This window comes from Nostoc sp. (assembly GCF_036917155.1).
In the GTDB taxonomy this organism is placed as follows: Bacteria; Cyanobacteriota; Cyanobacteriia; order Cyanobacteriales; family Nostocaceae; genus Nostoc.
In genome coordinates this window covers 1-16,721 of the sequence record NZ_JBALDZ010000160.1, presented here as the reverse complement: position 1 = coordinate 16,721, position 16,721 = coordinate 1, and the positions used below count along the sequence as shown (strand labels likewise).

16 protein-coding genes are annotated in these 16,721 nt (G+C 44.3%); 9 read left to right on the top strand and 7 right to left on the bottom strand.

Translation table 11 applies throughout. The annotated features are described in order from the left end of the window. Positions 1-277 precede the first annotated feature (277 nt). A complete protein-coding gene (locus V7K67_RS21360; RefSeq protein WP_334732824.1) occupies positions 278-925 on the bottom strand; it encodes a pentapeptide repeat-containing protein in 648 nt (215 codons plus the stop codon). 381 nt (positions 926-1,306) lie between these two features. Between V7K67_RS21360 and V7K67_RS21355 the strand changes: the two genes are divergently transcribed. Both V7K67_RS21355 and V7K67_RS21350 read left to right on the top strand, forming a co-directional pair. Next, entirely contained in the window at positions 1,307-1,471 is a 165-nt protein-coding gene (locus V7K67_RS21355; protein ID WP_334732825.1) for a four helix bundle protein, read from the top strand. Between the two features lie 41 nt (positions 1,472-1,512). After that, positions 1,513-1,623 (top strand): hypothetical protein, encoded by a 111-nt coding sequence (locus V7K67_RS21350; protein WP_334732823.1) that lies wholly within the window; start codon positions 1,513-1,515, stop codon positions 1,621-1,623. A gap of 156 nt (positions 1,624-1,779) precedes the next feature. Here V7K67_RS21350 and V7K67_RS21345 read toward each other — a convergent pair whose 3' ends face one another. From V7K67_RS21345 to V7K67_RS21335, 3 genes are all read right to left on the bottom strand, one after another. After that, the gene (locus V7K67_RS21345; RefSeq protein WP_334711845.1) at positions 1,780-2,274 is read right to left on the bottom strand and encodes a hypothetical protein; all 495 of its coding nucleotides are present in this window, start codon (positions 2,272-2,274) and stop codon (positions 1,780-1,782) included. A gap of 934 nt (positions 2,275-3,208) precedes the next feature. Further along, on the bottom strand, positions 3,209-4,861 hold the full coding sequence (locus tag V7K67_RS21340; RefSeq protein ID WP_334732822.1) for a mechanosensitive ion channel: 1,653 nt from the start codon (positions 4,859-4,861) through the stop codon (positions 3,209-3,211). An 89-nt stretch (positions 4,862-4,950) separates the two neighbouring features. Next, positions 4,951-5,157, bottom strand: a complete 207-nt coding sequence (locus V7K67_RS21335; protein ID WP_335168298.1) for a hypothetical protein — start codon at positions 5,155-5,157, stop codon at positions 4,951-4,953. Between the two features lie 52 nt (positions 5,158-5,209). Here V7K67_RS21335 and V7K67_RS21330 point away from each other — a divergent pair, with 52 nt between their 5' ends. After that, a complete protein-coding gene (locus tag V7K67_RS21330; RefSeq protein ID WP_335168296.1) occupies positions 5,210-5,650 on the top strand; it encodes an SRPBCC family protein in 441 nt (146 codons plus the stop codon). 127 nt (positions 5,651-5,777) lie between these two features. Here V7K67_RS21330 and V7K67_RS21325 read toward each other — a convergent pair whose 3' ends face one another. Further along, the gene (locus V7K67_RS21325) at positions 5,778-6,602 is read right to left on the bottom strand and encodes a SirB1 family protein (protein ID WP_334732820.1); all 825 of its coding nucleotides are present in this window, start codon (positions 6,600-6,602) and stop codon (positions 5,778-5,780) included. Positions 6,603-7,179: 577 nt separating this feature from the next. Between V7K67_RS21325 and atpD the strand changes: the two genes are divergently transcribed. The 4 genes from atpD to V7K67_RS21305 all read left to right on the top strand — a co-directional run bounded on the left by atpD (position 7,180) and on the right by V7K67_RS21305 (position 13,521). Next, the gene (gene atpD, locus V7K67_RS21320; RefSeq protein WP_094348862.1) at positions 7,180-8,628 is read left to right on the top strand and encodes a F0F1 ATP synthase subunit beta; all 1,449 of its coding nucleotides are present in this window, start codon (positions 7,180-7,182) and stop codon (positions 8,626-8,628) included. Between the two features lie 258 nt (positions 8,629-8,886). Continuing rightward, on the top strand, positions 8,887-9,300 hold the full coding sequence (gene atpC, locus V7K67_RS21315) for an ATP synthase F1 subunit epsilon (RefSeq protein WP_334705907.1): 414 nt from the start codon (positions 8,887-8,889) through the stop codon (positions 9,298-9,300). Between the two features lie 158 nt (positions 9,301-9,458). Then, positions 9,459-11,570 carry an SPFH domain-containing protein gene (locus V7K67_RS21310; protein WP_335168293.1) on the top strand — a complete coding sequence of 704 codons (2,112 nt, stop codon included), beginning with the start codon at positions 9,459-9,461 and terminating at the stop codon, positions 11,568-11,570. A gap of 160 nt (positions 11,571-11,730) precedes the next feature. Then, complete coding sequence (locus V7K67_RS21305) at positions 11,731-13,521, top strand: serine/threonine-protein kinase (protein ID WP_334705905.1); 1,791 nt, start codon at positions 11,731-11,733, stop codon at positions 13,519-13,521. Positions 13,522-13,648: 127 nt separating this feature from the next. On the opposite strand, the gene V7K67_RS21300 is transcribed toward V7K67_RS21305, so the two are convergent. Then, positions 13,649-13,948, bottom strand: coding sequence for a 30S ribosomal protein PSRP-3 (locus V7K67_RS21300; protein WP_094333099.1), 300 nt, complete (start codon positions 13,946-13,948; stop codon positions 13,649-13,651). A 181-nt stretch (positions 13,949-14,129) separates the two neighbouring features. Continuing rightward, the gene (locus tag V7K67_RS21295) at positions 14,130-14,756 is read right to left on the bottom strand and encodes a TetR/AcrR family transcriptional regulator (RefSeq protein ID WP_334732818.1); all 627 of its coding nucleotides are present in this window, start codon (positions 14,754-14,756) and stop codon (positions 14,130-14,132) included. Between the two features lie 77 nt (positions 14,757-14,833). Here V7K67_RS21295 and V7K67_RS21290 point away from each other — a divergent pair, with 77 nt between their 5' ends. Beyond that, the gene (locus V7K67_RS21290; protein ID WP_334732817.1) at positions 14,834-16,192 is read left to right on the top strand and encodes an NAD(P)/FAD-dependent oxidoreductase; all 1,359 of its coding nucleotides are present in this window, start codon (positions 14,834-14,836) and stop codon (positions 16,190-16,192) included. Between the two features lie 50 nt (positions 16,193-16,242). Continuing rightward, complete coding sequence (locus V7K67_RS21285) at positions 16,243-16,527, top strand: hypothetical protein (RefSeq protein ID WP_334732816.1); 285 nt, start codon at positions 16,243-16,245, stop codon at positions 16,525-16,527. The last annotated feature ends 194 nt before the right edge of the window (positions 16,528-16,721 follow it).

The window sequence follows — 16,721 nt, the reverse complement described above, 5'->3', positions numbered from 1 at the left end:
TCTTGCTCTAAACGGTTAGTCTGGTCAGGTGAAGTCTCCTACAAGCCCCTAGCTTCAGCTATGGGGTTGGTACTCAACTAGAGAACCCTGACAGTGCCTAAAAGCCTTGATGTATCATATTCAATTTTACAGGTAGATTCAGTAAGCAAAAAGGCATATTGCGATTAAATAGTGGCTGGTGCGATCACTTCCTCCATAGGCTTTGGTAGATTTGTAGGTAGAAAAAATTGGATCGTCACCCCAAAGCGTGCCCTATTTTTGACGTTTTTCAGTCATCCTATTGATAAATTGCCCCATCAGGCATAATTGCCCCAGCTAAGTTAGCCCCAATTAGTTTAACTAGAAGACGCTCACCAGAGCGAATCCGCGCTCCCGTCAAGTCGGCTCCTCGCAAGTCGGCCCCACTGAGATCGGCTCCAATCAAATTAGCAGCGCGTAAATTCGCCTCCCTGAGATCCGCTAAAAGTAGGTTTGCCCGAAATAAATTTGCTTCAGATAAATTCGCACCTCTGAGGTTGACTTTGTGCATAAAAGTATCGCTGAGATTAGCACCACTCAAATTGGCATAACTCAGATTTCTGCCAGATAAGTCTTTATTGCTCAAATTTGCCCGACTATAGTCTTTGCCACTCAAGTCTGAGTTTTGCTTTGGTGGTTGCTGGGTTGTTGGAGATGGTTTTTCCTGTTGAGGTGGCGGTGAGTTAAGTGTAGTTTGAGATTTGGTTTTGAGAGAGCGCAATTTTTCACGAGCTTCATTTATGGCTTTCAGCTTGTCTTGTGCTTTCTGCTGTAAACGGAGATTTTCTTTAGGAATGCGATCGGGATGCCAAACAAAGACTAAATCTTTGTAAGCCTGATTCACTTCTTCAAGTGTTGCTCCAGGCTCTAATTCCAAGACTCTATAGTACCGCTCCAGATCGCTCATACGATATTTTGGTGGATAATCAACTTAATTATGAGTGATGGAGTCATCTATCCGCTGCATCATTTGTTATTGATTATGGGGTATTGGGCATTGGGGATTGGGTATTAGGAGGCATTGGGCATTGGGCATTGTTTATTTCTCCCCCTGCCTAGGGTGTTGATTTTGTACATTTTCAGGGGTTAAAAATTCATGCACAATCCTTTCCAATCCTTGCTGAGTAAAATTTGCAGTGGGAAAAGTTCTTTTTCGCGTTCTTTAAGTAATAAGTAATGAGTAAATACCCATTACTTCTAAAGCAAAATTGAATTACCACATTCTTTTTTACTCATGATTAATTATAACGGAAATATCAGTATTTAAGAAAGAACAGAAAATTTTGCAATAAGAGTTATCAAAGCTTATTCTGAGCTAAATAAAAGACCTTTTGATGACGCTGGTAAAATCTTGCCTAAACAATTTTTAAGAAGCGGGACATCAATAGTTGCAAACTGTTCAGAAGCTAAATATGCACAATCAAATAAAGACTTTATCAATAAGTATTCATAGCCTTAAAGGAAGCCAATGAAACCCTTTATTGGATAAAAATAATGATAAAATCGGAGTTGGTGTCAAAATCAAAATTTCAAAATCTGATAGAAGAGAATGAAAGAATTATTAAGATATTAACAACTTCAATCAACAAATTGAAAGAAAAATAAGAAATAATCCACTCATTACTCATTTAATTTGGTACACCGATGATGACACCAAAACTGTATGAATGAACAATGGGTAAATCTCATCAAAGTCAACAGCCTACCCCCTGCCTCCCCTGCTCCCTCATCCCCCAGTCCCTAGTCCCCAGTCCCCAGTCTCTAGTTTCTCATCTCCCCATTCCTCCATCGTGCGATCGCTCTCAAATATGCTGCAACTGGAATCTGATAGACTTCAATAAAAATCCAAATAATAATTGATAGATGTGATAGGAAAGTTAATATCGTCCAAATATATGGCATCCAGGTAATGGGTTCCTTGAGATTAGCAGGAAAATAGTAAGCGACTATACCAATTAGAGTCGTGGGCAGAATTACAAAAACTGCTGCTGCTAGTCCATAACCCCAACCTAATTCCACACCTTCTAGCTGGCCTTCTGTCCAACTTAACCCATTCCAACGCCAAGTTAAGGGTGGTTGCCTAGAAGGCATCTTGATTTGCTGTAATTCTAAGTTAACTGTAAAAATCTCTTGGCAAAAGTCACAAGCCATAGCTTCCATCAATGGCATGTGAGAAATCTTACCTATCCGACAGACTGGGCAGGGATAAGCTCCATAATAGTCGAAAGATTGGGTTAAGATTTTGGAACTAGGCATAATGAGACTGATGATCCTAAAAATTTGATCTGGTCAATAAGGACTTTGGTAAGAATACAGCACTTCCGGCAGCTATGAGGTACATCCTCAAAGCTGAAAGCTATGCTAGGAGAGGGGCAAGGAGAAAACTGTATTGCATAATAGCGAGAAGCGCTGTAATGTATGGCGATTGTCAATTGTCTGCAATAAGCTTTCGCAATATGAAGTCATAAGTCAGGAAAATTATAATTTTAAATGCAATGGTTTGAGATAATTTGTCTTGGCGTTTAAAAGGTAACAGGGAACGGGCAACAGGCAACAGGGAAATCCCCATAATTAAAATCAGGGGATTTGTACAAGGACACATTGAAACATCGTGGCTGACGCCATCTCGTTTCAAATATTTTTATCTCTTTTCATAAATAAATTTAGGGGCTTTAAACCCTGTATTCGGGGCTAATTTTTTTTCTGTTCCCTGTTAAGAGTTCCCTGTTCCCGCCCCGAAGGGGCTTGGTAACTGACAACTTACAACCCATTGCCAACGCTTAATCACAACTCGACATTTTTATACTTTGAAATAGTCCCTCCGATAATCCCATTGCGGCATTTGGGTCAACTTTTTATGCTCTTTTTTATCTCCACGAGAAATCTAGCAACTGAGGAAGATTCGGTGAATCGAAAGAGTGTCTGGTGCGGGCTTTGACTATCTAGACTACAAGCCATAAGTCTTCTAGCCCTTACCAGACACCGCCGAATCTGGGAGCATCCCGTTTTGGCAGATCGCCCTGCGCTAAGGCGCACGCTACGCGAACAGACTGGAAGTCTGGGGCTACACAAACTTTGCTTGACTTTTAAGACAGTCGTTACATTTATTTTTCTTCTTCTAGAGTGACATAAGAGGGATTAAGGCTGCACTTTCTGAGATTTACAGATGAAATTTTGCCTTCATCAACTTTTAATTTCTACCTTTGAAGGAGTTTAGCCATTCTTGAACTTGCTCTCGTGCAATATCGCGCCCCCCAAGACCAAAAGCTAAGGCAATAGCAACAGCGATCGCACCTAGTAAAAGTCCAAAGGCTAAATTTACAATATCACTGGCAACTCCGATCTGTTGCAGTGCCATTGCAGAGACTAAGGCAATAATTGCAATCCGCGCCACTTGTCCCAAAATCTGGGCTTGGCGTTCGCCGGAACTGGTGATGATGTTAAAAGCCAGATTTGCCAAGAATAAGCCAATGGCAAAGATCACCAATCCTGCCAAAATCCGCCCGAATATGATCACAATACCAGACACTAATACTGTCAGGGCTGGAATATTCAAGATATTCACCGCCGCCACCGTGGCAAATAGGATGATACCTACTAAGGCAACAATGCCGACAATTTCCGATGGGGTGCGGGTTGGAGTCGGGGGGGATGTTGATTCTGTAGAAATGACGATTCGTCTGCTGGGTGTAGTCAGACCCAAAATAGTGAAAATGTTATTAAAGCCTAAATTGGTGAGGATACTTGTAATCAAATCTGCGACAAACCGCCCCACGAAATAGGCAACAATCAAAATTGCCACGGCTGTAAAGATGGCTGGGAGGGCGTTGAGAACCTGTTGCAGCATAGCGATCGCAGGTACAGATATCGCATCAATTCGCAAGGCATTGAGCGCTGCGATCGCCACAGGAATCAAAATCAAAACATAGACAATTGTGCCGATAATATTCGATAGAGGTTGCACCCCCGCACTTGCAGATAATCCCAACCGACTACCTAAATGGTCAATACCAGTTGTCGCCAGTAAGTTCGTCACAATCCGCCGTACTACATTAGCGATGAACCAGCCAACTACAGCTATTAAGATCGCCGCTAAAATGTTCGGCAGAATTAGCAAAACTTGTGTAATTAGAGCTTGTACTGGCTGTAAAGCCTCCCTCAGTCCGAGAGTATCTAAAACTGGGGCGAGAAACAGTAAAAATATAAACCAATACAAAGCATTGCCAATCGTCTCACTCAGAGACAGCTGATTGAGGCTGGGTGTGCTGTCTTCTGGTTCTGGATTCAAACGCTCATCCAGATTAAATGCCTGTAATGAGCGCACAGTGATAATCTTCACAATGGTCGCTAAAAACCAGGCAGTTGTCAAAAGGATTCCTGCACCAACCAACTTTGGCAAAAAGCCAATAAGTTGATCGAGAAAACTATTCAGGGGTCGAGAGGCTACCTCTAAATCTAATGCCTGTAAAACAGCTACCGCCGTCAACAAGATAATGCTCCAAAAGACTAAGCCGGAGATTAATTTCTCCACTTGGGGAACATCTTGACGACCCGTTACGCCAGCGGCAATGCGATTATCTATGTTTGTGCGCTTGAGAATTCCTTGTGTCAGTGCCGCTACGCCAAAGGCAATTAGCAAACCTACAAACAAAATTGCCACCGCCCCTAGTAGACGAGGCGTAAACAGAATCAACTGTTGAACAATACCTTGGACATTAGCGATTCCTTGATTCACTGCTGGTTGTATCGGTTGCAGACTGGGCGATTGTGCCAAAAATTGCTCCACCCTCATAGACAACCCAACTCCTATCACCTGGGTTATTCCTTGCCAAGTTGTGTTCATGGTTTTCGGGAATTATGCTTAAGTATTCGCCGCAAACACTGAGTCAGTGTTTTGTCTATCAATTTACCAGTAAACACATACATATTTACTCATATTTGATTTAATCTACGGGTATTGGGCATTGGGCATTGGGTACTGGTTCTTCTTTCTCCCTCATCTCCCTCATCTCCCTCATCTCCCTCATCCCCCTCATCTCCCTCATCTCCCTCATCTCCCTCATCCCCCTCATCTCCCTCATCTCCCTCATCCCCCTCATCTCCCTCATCCTCCTCATCTCCCTCATCCCCACTCCCCACTCCCCAAAATTTTGCGTTACTCTAATTGCAGCAACAGCACCAAAGATGTGGAATGTCCCAAGTTTTGGAACAATCGATTCAAATTAATGCTACAGCTACGGTGGTGGAGCGCTGTCTTAGCGATTTAACTCTCATGCACCGTTGGCTCAACCCCGTCCTCCGTTGTGAACCTGTGGGCGAAGCTTGGAGTACTGATGTAGGCAGTCAAAGTCGTTTGATCATTCAAATTCCTCTACTAAAACCTACATTGAATAGCGTAGTTGTAGAACGACAACCGGGTTTGGTAGTCTGGGAATTTCAGGGATTTTTTCAAGGGCGCGATCGCTGGGAATGTCAACCCACAGAAAAGGGAACACTTCTACTCAACCGCTTTGAGTACGATATCCCTAACCCCTTAGTCAGTTGGGGCTTCAACACCTTTGCTGCATCTTGGACAAAACAAGATATGCAGGCCCAGCTGCGCCGCCTCAAACGAGTTGCAGAAAATTCATAATTGGGCATACAAGTAAAAAGTAAAAAGAAAGATAAATTCAATATTTCTTTTAACTTTTAACTTTTAACTTTTAATTTGTTTCTCTCCCCCTGCCTCCCCTGCTCCCTCATCCCCCAGTCCTCAATCCCTACCCACCTTTACCCAATTCGGTAAGTAGCCGCCGAATCACAGATGCATCTTCGGCATCGGGAATTTTTGTTAAATAATTTTGTAAGTCGTCTATGGCTTGGGGATAATAACCGAGTTGATAGTAAATCAAGCCGCGATCGCGCAATTCTAAAGTTAAACCAGGAAATAGCAACAAAATTCGTTCAACCGCTGCCAGCGTTTTTTCTAATTCTTGCTGTTTAAGATAAATAAATTTTAAATTTGTCAGCATCCGTGCCAAAAATTGCCGATTACTGACTACGGCTAAAAATTCTGGTTGTAGCGTCACAGGTTGCTGATAAAGTTGAGACAGGCGTTCTTCGCAATCTTGGGCAAATATTATTTCACCGCCATTGAAAGCATCGACAAAAATCTCTATATCGGGAATATCTGGACGAATCAAGAAATGTCCTGGCATCCCCACACCCACCATCGGAAAATCAATCCGTCGCGCAACTTCCAGGTAAACCAGCGCTAAGGTAATGGGAATCCCCAATCGGCGATCGATTACATCATTGAAAAAGCTGTTACGCGGGTCGTAATAGTTATTTTTATTGCCAGAAAATTTTAAATCTTCGTAGAGGTACTGATTAATACTTTGAACTATCCGCAAAGGATATCGTGAATCAGGCAGGCGTTCTTGAAGCTCCCACGCCATTGTCTCAAGGGCATTGAGGTATTCTTCTGGGTCTAGATTGGGATATTCTTCTTGTGCAATATACAAAGCTGCCTTTGCTAAGTCAATATGCTCGTCAGACTGCTGAATCTCCTGGTAAAAATATTGTCGTGCTGACGAGAAATTCATAAGCTGTTGTTCGGTGAAAGTGTGAGGATGAAGCGTAGACTAGCAAAAACCGCAGGCATTACGGCTTGGCTAAAAGCGCTTGTTTGTATCTTTTGTACAGCAATTTTCAGGTATTTAAATCACAACTCAGACTGGGGTGGGAAGTAGTGTAGTTAAATTATTTGAAAAGCGTTGTAAGAGGATGTTTTAAAAGTAGTTAGCTATGACTTGAATCGAATTATTACCCCCCTTAATCCCCTTATAAAGGGGGGGGACAAGAAAATCCGGTTCCCTCCCCAATATATCGGGGAGGGTTAGGGTGGGGTAAAGAAATATTTGATACATCAATCATGAATTTTAAAACATCCTCTAAGAGAGCAAATAACAACAGCAATCCTCAGCGAAGGGACTTCCAAATAAAAAAAGACTCCAACTACTGATTTTAGGTTAGCCTGATCTTGATCCCCAAGCCCTAGTCTTAAGGATCAATTTATGGCGTAGAGTAGGGGCGTTCAGTGCTAATCTGAAAGGTGACATTGTTTAATTTTATGTCTTCTACGACCTTATCTGAAATCTAGCTTCACTCATTAGGCGCAGCATGGTAACAACCGCAGAAAAAACAAACATTGGTTACATTACCCAAATCATTGGCCCAGTTGTAGACGTTAAATTTCCCGGCGGGAAATTGCCACAAATCTACAACGCCTTGAAAATCAAAGGCACCAACGAAGCTGGACAGGAAATCAACATCACCATTGAAGTACAGCAACTTCTGGGCGACAACCAGGTGCGGACTGTGGCGATGAGTTCTACCGAAGGCTTAGTCCGCGGTTTTGAAGTCACCGATACAGGCGCTCCCATCAGCGTACCAGTTGGTAAAGCCACTTTGGGCCGGATTTTCAACGTCCTTGGCGAACCTGTGGACAACAGAGGCCCAGTAAATGCTGAGGCAACTCTACCCATCCACCGCTCTGCTCCCAAATTCACTGACCTGGAAACCAAACCTTCGGTGTTTGAGACTGGGATTAAAGTTGTTGACCTTCTGACTCCCTATCGACGCGGCGGTAAGATTGGTCTATTCGGCGGTGCTGGTGTTGGTAAAACCGTGATCATGATGGAGTTGATCAACAACATCGCTACTCAGCATGGTGGAGTATCCGTTTTTGCTGGCGTGGGTGAACGCACCCGTGAAGGTAATGACCTCTACAACGAAATGATTGAGTCTGGGGTGATCAACAAAGACAACCTCAATGAATCAAAAATTGCTCTAGTCTACGGTCAAATGAACGAGCCACCCGGAGCCAGAATGCGGGTTGGTCTTTCGGGATTGACAGTAGCAGAATACTTCCGCGATGTGAACAAGCAAGATGTGCTGTTGTTTATTGACAACATCTTCCGGTTTGTCCAAGCAGGTTCGGAAGTATCAGCTTTACTAGGTCGGATGCCCTCAGCAGTAGGATATCAGCCCACATTGGGAACCGACGTAGGTGAACTGCAAGAGCGGATTACCTCGACTACAGAGGGTTCGATTACCTCGATTCAAGCAGTGTACGTACCTGCGGATGACCTCACTGACCCCGCACCTGCTACCACCTTCGCCCACTTGGATGGTACAACAGTACTATCTCGCGGTTTAGCAGCTAAGGGAATTTATCCCGCAGTTGACCCCCTGGGTTCGACTTCCACCATGCTCCAGCCCAATATTGTCGGTGATGAACACTACAACACTGCGCGGGCGGTGCAATCAACTCTGCAACGTTATAAAGAACTCCAAGACATTATCGCGATTCTCGGTCTAGATGAATTGTCTGAAGAAGACCGTCTTATCGTTGCGCGGGCCCGGAAAGTTGAGCGTTTCTTGTCTCAGCCGTTCTTTGTAGCAGAAGTATTCACCGGTTCGCCTGGTAAGTATGTGAAGTTGGAAGACACCATCAAAGGGTTCCAAAAAATTCTGTCTGGTGAATTGGATGCTTTGCCAGAACAGGCTTTCTACTTGGTTGGCGATATTAACGAAGCGATCGCCAAAGCTGAAAAAATCAAAGGTTAGTCATTGGTCATTGGTCATTGGTCATTAGTTGAATGGCTAATGGCTAATGGCTAATGGCTAATGGCTAATGGTTAATGGCTAATGGCTAATGGTTAATGGTTAATGGCTAATGGTTAATGGCTAATGGCTAATGGCTAATGGCTAATGGCTAATGGCTAATGGCTAATGGCTAATGGCTAATGGCTAAGGGTAAAAGACAAAAGACATAGACGCCCTTTGGGCGGCTTCCCGTCGGGTAGGACGAAGGACAAAGGACAAATGACATTAACCGTTCGTGTAATTTCTCCAGATAAAACAGTCTGGGATGCCCCAGCTGAAGAAGTGGTTTTGCCTAGCACGACTGGTCAACTAGGTATCTTAACTGGACACGCACCACTTTTGACTGCTCTAGATACTGGTGTCATGCGAGTTCGTGGCGCTAAAAATCAGAATTGGGAAGCGATCGCTCTTTTGGGTGGCTTTGCAGAAGTCGAAGAAAATGAAGTGACAATTCTGGTTAACGGCGCTGAACGTGGCGACAAAATTAACCTTGATGAAGCCCGTACTGCTTACAACCAAGCAGAAGCGCGTCTGAATCAAGTTACAGGAGACGATCGCCAAGCCCAAATCCAAGCGAACCAAGCTTTCAAACGGGCCCGCGCTCGGTTTCAAGCCGCTGGCGGTTCGGTCTAAATTCAATTTCTATTTCAGATTTGTAGGTTGGGCAATGTCCAACCTACAAAATAAAATATTTATTAATTTAAAAAAAAATTACACCAAGTTTAAGAAATTGAGCCAAGCTTTGCTGGAGTGTTAAATTAGCTAATTAGTTGCCCAAATGGGCACAGATTATGAAAAGCTTTTCATCTCTGCTTGGTACACGTAAACAAAATAAGGTAGCTCGTTTTGCAGCATCGATCGTAGCAACGTTAGCGCTCGCTGGTAGTATTCATTCTGCCAATGCTACTTCTGTCAAAATAACTACAGCAAAAGAAATTACTTCGGCATCAGTCCACCTAAATCAGACTACACCTAATATTGCTCAGTTACAAGCTAGCAAGACTCAATATCAAGCTGCTGGAATTGATCCTTTTGTACTATTTCCGATTGTACTTGTCGGCGGTTTCGTCATATTCGTCCCCCTATTCTTTGGCGGACTGGTGGTGATTGGCGAACGTGAAGTTGGCGTTGTGGTGAGGAAATTCACCCTTTCCGGGCGTGGACTCCCCGCCGGTAGTTTGATTGCCCTGAACGGCGAAGCTGGTTTGCAGGCAGATACTTTAGCTCCTGGTTGGCACTGGGGCTATTGGCCTTGGCAGTATTCTGTAAAGAAAGAATCGGTAATTGTCGTTCCTCAAGGAGAAATCGCCTTGATTGTGGCGGCAGATGGAGCATCCAACCCACCAGAGCGGATTTTGGGTAAAATTGTGGGTTGTGACAACTTCCAAGATGCTCGGAAATTCCTCACCCAAGGCGGTGAAAAAGGGCGGCAGATGGGTTTTCTCACGGCTGGTACGTACCGGATTAACACCGCCCTATTTAAAGTCATCGTGGCATCAAATGCCACCACTCATGGCATGACTCCAGAACAACTGCGGGTGTACAGTCTGGCATCTGATAAAGTTGGCATCGTCACCACCTTAGATGGTGTACCAATTTCTGCTGGTGAACTCGCAGGCCCCATCATTGAAGAACACAACAACTTCCAAAATGGTCAGAAATTTATTAATGGCGGTGGGCGGCGAGGCTTACAAGAGCAGACTTTGCTTTCTGGTTCTTGGAACTTGAATCCTTGGTTTGTCCAAGTTGAGCAAGTACCGATGACGGAAATTCCCATTGGATATGTGGGTGTGGTGATTTCTTTCGTGGGTAAGGCCCATCAAGATGTCAGCGGTGCAGCTTTCACCCACGGGAATTTAGTCAATCAGGGACATAAGGGTGTGTGGGTCGAACCGCTATATCCTGGTAAGCATCCGATTAATTCCCGGATTATGAAGATTGAACTAGTGCCAACGACCAACATTGTCTTAAACTGGTCAGCTCGGACTGAACGCCACAGCTATGATGCTAAACTGGCTTCTCTCACAGTGCGATCGCGTGATGGGTTTGCCTTTGATTTGGAAGTAGCGCAAATTATCCATGTCGGTGCTTTAGATGCCCCGAAGGTAATTTCTCGCGTTGGTGCAATGCAAAATCTGGTAGACCATGTATTAGAACCGACCATCGGGAATTACTTCCGCAACTCAGCCCAAGACTACACTGTACTCGACTTTCTCACCGCTCGCAGTGAGCGACAATCTGAGGCTGCTGAGTATATTAAAACAGCATTGCGGGCTTATGATGTGCAAGCGATCGATACCCTGATTGGTGATATTCTGCCACCAGCGTCGTTAATGCAGACACAGACAGACCGGAAAATTGCCGAAGAAGAACGCAAGACTTATGAAGTTCAGCAGATGGCGCAAACCCAACGGCAGCAGCTTGTCCGGGAAACGGCATTGGCTGATATTCAGCAAGAAATGGTGAAATCGGAGCAGAGTGTACATATTGCCGACTTGAAAGCCCAAGCCCAAATTAAGCAGGCGAATGGTGAAGCCGAGGGGACAAAACTCCGGGCAATTGCTGAGGCTGAAGGTATCCGGGCCACAGGTAACGCCAAAGCTGAAACCTACCGCGCTGGTGTGGAAGCCTTGGGTTCACAAGGCTATACAGCAATGCAGCTAATGCAGATTATCGGCGATCGCCATGTCCGCTTGATTCCAGATGTCTTAGTTGGCAGTAATGGCAGCAATAACGGCTTAGTGGATGGGCTACTATCCATGATTTTATGGAATCAAACTGGTAAGGGTGAATTGACACCAACACCTTTGCATCCGCAACCAGTAGTCACGCAAACACAACCAACAGCAGAAAATGGTCTGCCACCAATAGTTGTGAATTTTCCGGTGGATAAGTCAACTTAACATTAAAAGGCGGTTAGAAATCGCGTCTACATAGACAAAACCCACCTCCGTGGGTTTCCAAACCTCAATTTTTCCTTAGTCTGCGGGAAGCCGCAGAGCGTCTATGTTTGTGTAGTCGCGAAATTCTATTCGCCGTGGTTGTAACTCTGGCAGGGAAATTTTGCTTTTACAAGAACGTTATCGTTTACTTAAGCCAATTGGTCAAGGGGGATTCTGTAAAACCTTCCTCGCTGTGGATGAGGGTCAGTTTCCGCCAGTTCCTTGCGTTGTTCAAGAATCATCGCCGGAATCCGAAACATTTAAAAATTTTCAGCAAAAGGCAAAACAGCTAGAAGAGTTAGGAAAGTACCCGCAGCTTCCCGCTTTTTTGGCTTATTTTCAGCAGAACGAGCATTTTTATTTAGTGCAGGAGTTTATTGCAGGCACTAATTTAGCTCAGGTGGTTGAAGAGGAAGGTGCTTTTAATGAAACTCAGATTTGGCAACTGTTAGAAGATTTGTTGCCAGTTTTGCAGTTGATGAGCGATCGCAACATCATCCACCGCGATATCAAACCCCAAAATATCATCCGTAGATCCCCAATTACTAAGAAGGAGGATTTCGTTATAGTCGATTTTACCACTGCGAAAATCGTTACAGAAATTGATCGGCTAACATCTGAAACCAGTATCGGCAGTCCAGAATACTCCGCACCAGAACAAACAAGAGGAAAAGCGGTTTTTGCTAGTGACTTATATAGCTTGGGTGTTACTTGTATTTACTTACTGACCCAGATTCCTCCCTTTGATTTATTTGATATTGCAAATGATTGCTGGGTCTGGCAACAATATCTTACCACCAGGGCTAGCGATGCCTGGCGACAAGACTCAAAGAGTCTACGCTTGGCACAAATTCTCGACAAGCTGCTGCAAAATACTGTTAACCGTCGCTTTCAATCAGCTAATGAAGTTATGCAAGCAATGGGTATGGAATGTAAAACTCAAAATCTCAAAATCCAAAATCCTCCTTGGCGATGCTTGCATACTCTAACTGGGCATTGCGGGACATTGAGTAGTGTGAACGCCCTTGCCATCAGTCCTGACAGTAAAACTTTAGCCAGTGCTAGTGATGATAAAATCGTCAAATTGTGGGATTTAAATACCCAAAAAGTCATAGCTAGCTTATCAGGACATTCCCAAGCTGTAAAATCAGTCGCCTTCAGTCCAGATGGTCAAATTTTGGCAACTGCTAGCGATGATAAAACTATCAAATTGTGGCAGATTGAGACATTAGAGGAAATCTGCACCCTGTTAGGACACTCACACGCGGTAAAATCAGTTGCTTTCAGTCCAGATGGGCAGATTCTCGCTAGTGGTAGCTGGGATAAGACAGCCAAACTCTGGGATGTCAATACTGGCAAAGAAATTTGCACCATAACTGGACACCAATTACAAGTCAATTCAGTAGCATTTAGTCCCGATGGAAAACTTTTAGCCAGTGCTAGTTATGACAGAACAACTCGCTTGTGGCAGATACCTACATTAGAAGGTTCCCAGAAAGAACTTCAAAACCGCTCATGCTATAGCTTGTTAGGCACCCTTTCGGGTCATGCATGGGCGGTTTTGACAGTCGCTTTTAGTCCAGATGGTCAAATTTTGGCGACGGGTAGTGATGATAACACTATTAAATTGTGGGAGGTAAACACCGGTCAGCTAATTAGCACACTTGTAGGCCATTCTTGGTCTGTGGTGGCTGTGGCTTTTGCTGCCGATGGTGAAACGCTCCTAAGTGCAAGTTGCGACAAAACAGTTAAACTTTGGAGGGTAAGCACAGCAGAAGAGATTGTTACTCTCTCTGGTCATGTAGACTCAGTATCTGCTGTTGCTGTGAGCAAAGTTACACAATTAATTGCAAGTGGTAGCCGGGACAAGACTATCAAACTGTGGCAGCTTGTAGAACAGGACAATAGCTGATTTTTTGACAAAGCCAAGAGGGGTTTCAAGCCCCGCCCCTTGTGGGCGATTAACATTTATTTTTGGGGGAAGGTTCAAGCCCCACCCCTTGTGGGTGGCTCCCCTCCTGCCTCCTGCCTCCGTAATATCAAGCGCTACCTGTGAAGGCAACTTCAGGAAATTTCAACTGAGCTTCTGCCATTGGACGGTTTCTGCCTTCCTCTTGCCAGTAGTTAATCACTTCTGTTGCTTTATTTAGCAACTCGACACGATCCAGGTCAGTAATCCAATGTTTGGACTCTAATTCCTTCTTTAACTCTTCCCAGGCATCATTTCTGGGCCAAAAAAAGTACTTAGTCAAAGGACTGGTGCCTTTGCCTACAACTTGATCGACTGCTAGAGCAACGTTTTCGTCTAACCACAAAATTTTCAAAATAAACTTGGTCAATCACACCTCCGGGAATTTCCGGGCATTATTTAACAAGGATAGCGATCGCTTATTTTAACGCAATACTCTATCAAATGACCAAACAGTGATTGAGAATGGGCTACCATCAGGTTAGTCGGCGCTAAGTGAACAATCTTCCTTTACAGTAGAGCAAGTCCTTGACCCTGATTTTTTCCCAAAGTCATCTTCTCACGCTCTTGCTTGGATGAATAATCAGATCGAGCAAGCCATCGATGAGGCGATCGCTCTCTATTGGCATAATATCTCCACCATGCAGCAGATTTCGCGTAATCACAATATGGATCAGCGTTCCGATAAACGTTCGGGCTGCAACTTCTGGGTCGGTAAGCTGAAGTTTAGGATGAGTAGCAAAGTATTGGGTGAGAAAATCAAGATTTGGTTTCTCAACATTTTGGAGAAAAGCGCGTCCTAGTTCTGGAAAGCGACCTGATTCACCAATGACGATTCGGAAAAGTGCTATATCTTGCGGGTTTTCAGCAGCACAGTTAAGCATTTTAGTAGCATAACCTTTCAAGAATACAAGGGGTTCTTCTTGGCATGAGGGGAAGTCTTGTTGCTGAAAAAAGTTTACTTTCTCTGCCATTCGTTGGATTAGGGCGGTAAACAATGTCTCCTTATCGGCAAAGCGTCGGTAAACTGTGGCTTTAGAAACCCCTGCGGCTGCCACAATTTTATCGATCCTGGCTCCTGCATAGCCATGCTCCAGAAACTCCTGCATCGCTCCACGCAGAATCGCTTCAGTTTTTTCGGGAGATAACTCCCGCTCAACACTCTTAAGGTTACTCATCACTTAATTTCCCGGTTTGCTGGGCATCCAACTATTGACTGATTTCTATCATACCTCCTTGACAATACGAAACTGTTTTGTTTACTATTATTTTAATCAAAACTAAACAGTTTCGTCTGTTACAACTAACTCAGCCGAAACAAAAATCAAGGAGAGTACAAATGCGATCGCCAGCACAGATTGATGAAACAAATGATGCTCTACCGATTGTGATTCTAGGGGGTGGTTTTGCTGGATTGTTCACAGCACTGCATCTGAGAGATTTACATTCCTGTCCGATTATTTTGATTGACCAATCGTGGAACTTCGTCTTTAAGCCACTGCTGTATGAACTGCTCAGTAGCGAAGTCAAACTCGAGTTAATCTGTCCCCGGTATGATGCATTGCTGCATAACAGTGGTACTACCTTTGTGCTTGGTACAGTAGAAGCGATCGACCTGGATCAAAAGCAGGTCAAGCTTGACTCTGGCTTAAAGTATTCCTACCGTCATTTGGTATTGGCATTGGGCAGCACTACAAGCTACTTGGGCATACCTGGTGCAAAAGAACATACGCGATCGTTCCGCACAGCTTATGATGTATTTGCGTTAGGACAGCACTTAAGAAACCGCTTGCAGATTGCAACTCAAACCGAAGATATAGAAGAACGCCGTGCAATGCTTACTGTTGCGATTGTGGGTGGTGGTGCATCTGGGGTGGAAATGGCAGCAACCCTAGCGGATTTGCTACCAACTTGGTATATCCCTTTAGGGGGGAACCCACAGGAAATTCGGATTGTGATTTTGCAGCGTGGTTCTGAGATTCTCAAAGAGTCTAAAAGCGATCGCCTCCGTGAAACTGCACAGTCGGCGCTGCAAGAACGAACTGCCTCTGTCAATATATTGCTAGGATCTGAGGTCAAAGCGGTGCATCCGGGAACCGTAGAGTTTGAGCGCAATGGGCAACGGTGGAGATTAGCCGCCGCTACGGTGATATGGACAACTGGAAATGCTACAAATCCCGTGATTGACTCGCTCCCGATTCCGGCTGAAAACCGGGATGAACACAATCGCCTCCTAGTTAAACCCACTCTACAACTGCCAGAATTTCTAGAAGTGTTTGCGGCGGGAGATTGTGCCATCGATCCGTCGAATCCCCAGCCTGCTACCGCTCAGATTGCCTATCAACAAGGAGCCGCGATCGCTCATAATATCAAAGCACTGATTGCTGAGAAATCTCCTACCCCTGCAACTGTCAATCTGCCCGGTACGTTGATGAAATTGGGACTGCACCAGAGCGCTGTGGAAATCTTCGATCGCTACGAAATCAAAGGCCAGTTGGGTCAGGCAATTCGCCTCGCAACCTATCTCGAACTCATGCCGACACCAGCCCGTAACTTTATCAACCGGACAGGATGGTTTACTGAAGAGATTTTGAAGCAGATTGCTGGTGTATAAAGCAAACTTCAGCCTTTGGTAATACTAATTATTAAGAGAAGCATACTATTATGAACAGGTTCTCTTCAGCTGACCTGACAGCAAACCCTCAATTTGCAACTCCAATTACTGAACAACTTGATCAAGTTGACCTCACCTATTCACCCAACCAGGTTGATAGTTTGTCTGGCAACCTTTTATTTGTATCTTGTCTTTGTGTTGCAGCAATCTTCTTCTGTATCGGAGTTGGGGTTGGCAGGCCGCATAAAAGACATCATAAACCAATAGCAATTCGGCTACGACAAATTCAAACCTTAGAAAGAATTTGGCAAATGACTGCTGAACGCAGAGATTAAACTCTTGTCAAGAATTATCTAAAGCTTCATTTCTGTAAGTCAGAAAATTGTGTAATTTATACCAATTTGAAAAATATTTGCGACAGATTCAAACCTGGATGTGGGTTTGCACATAAGATGAAATTTGGACAACGTAGTTACAAGGGTTTGGGGCGACTAGATTCGCGCATAAAGTGAAATTGAATGTGGAGTGA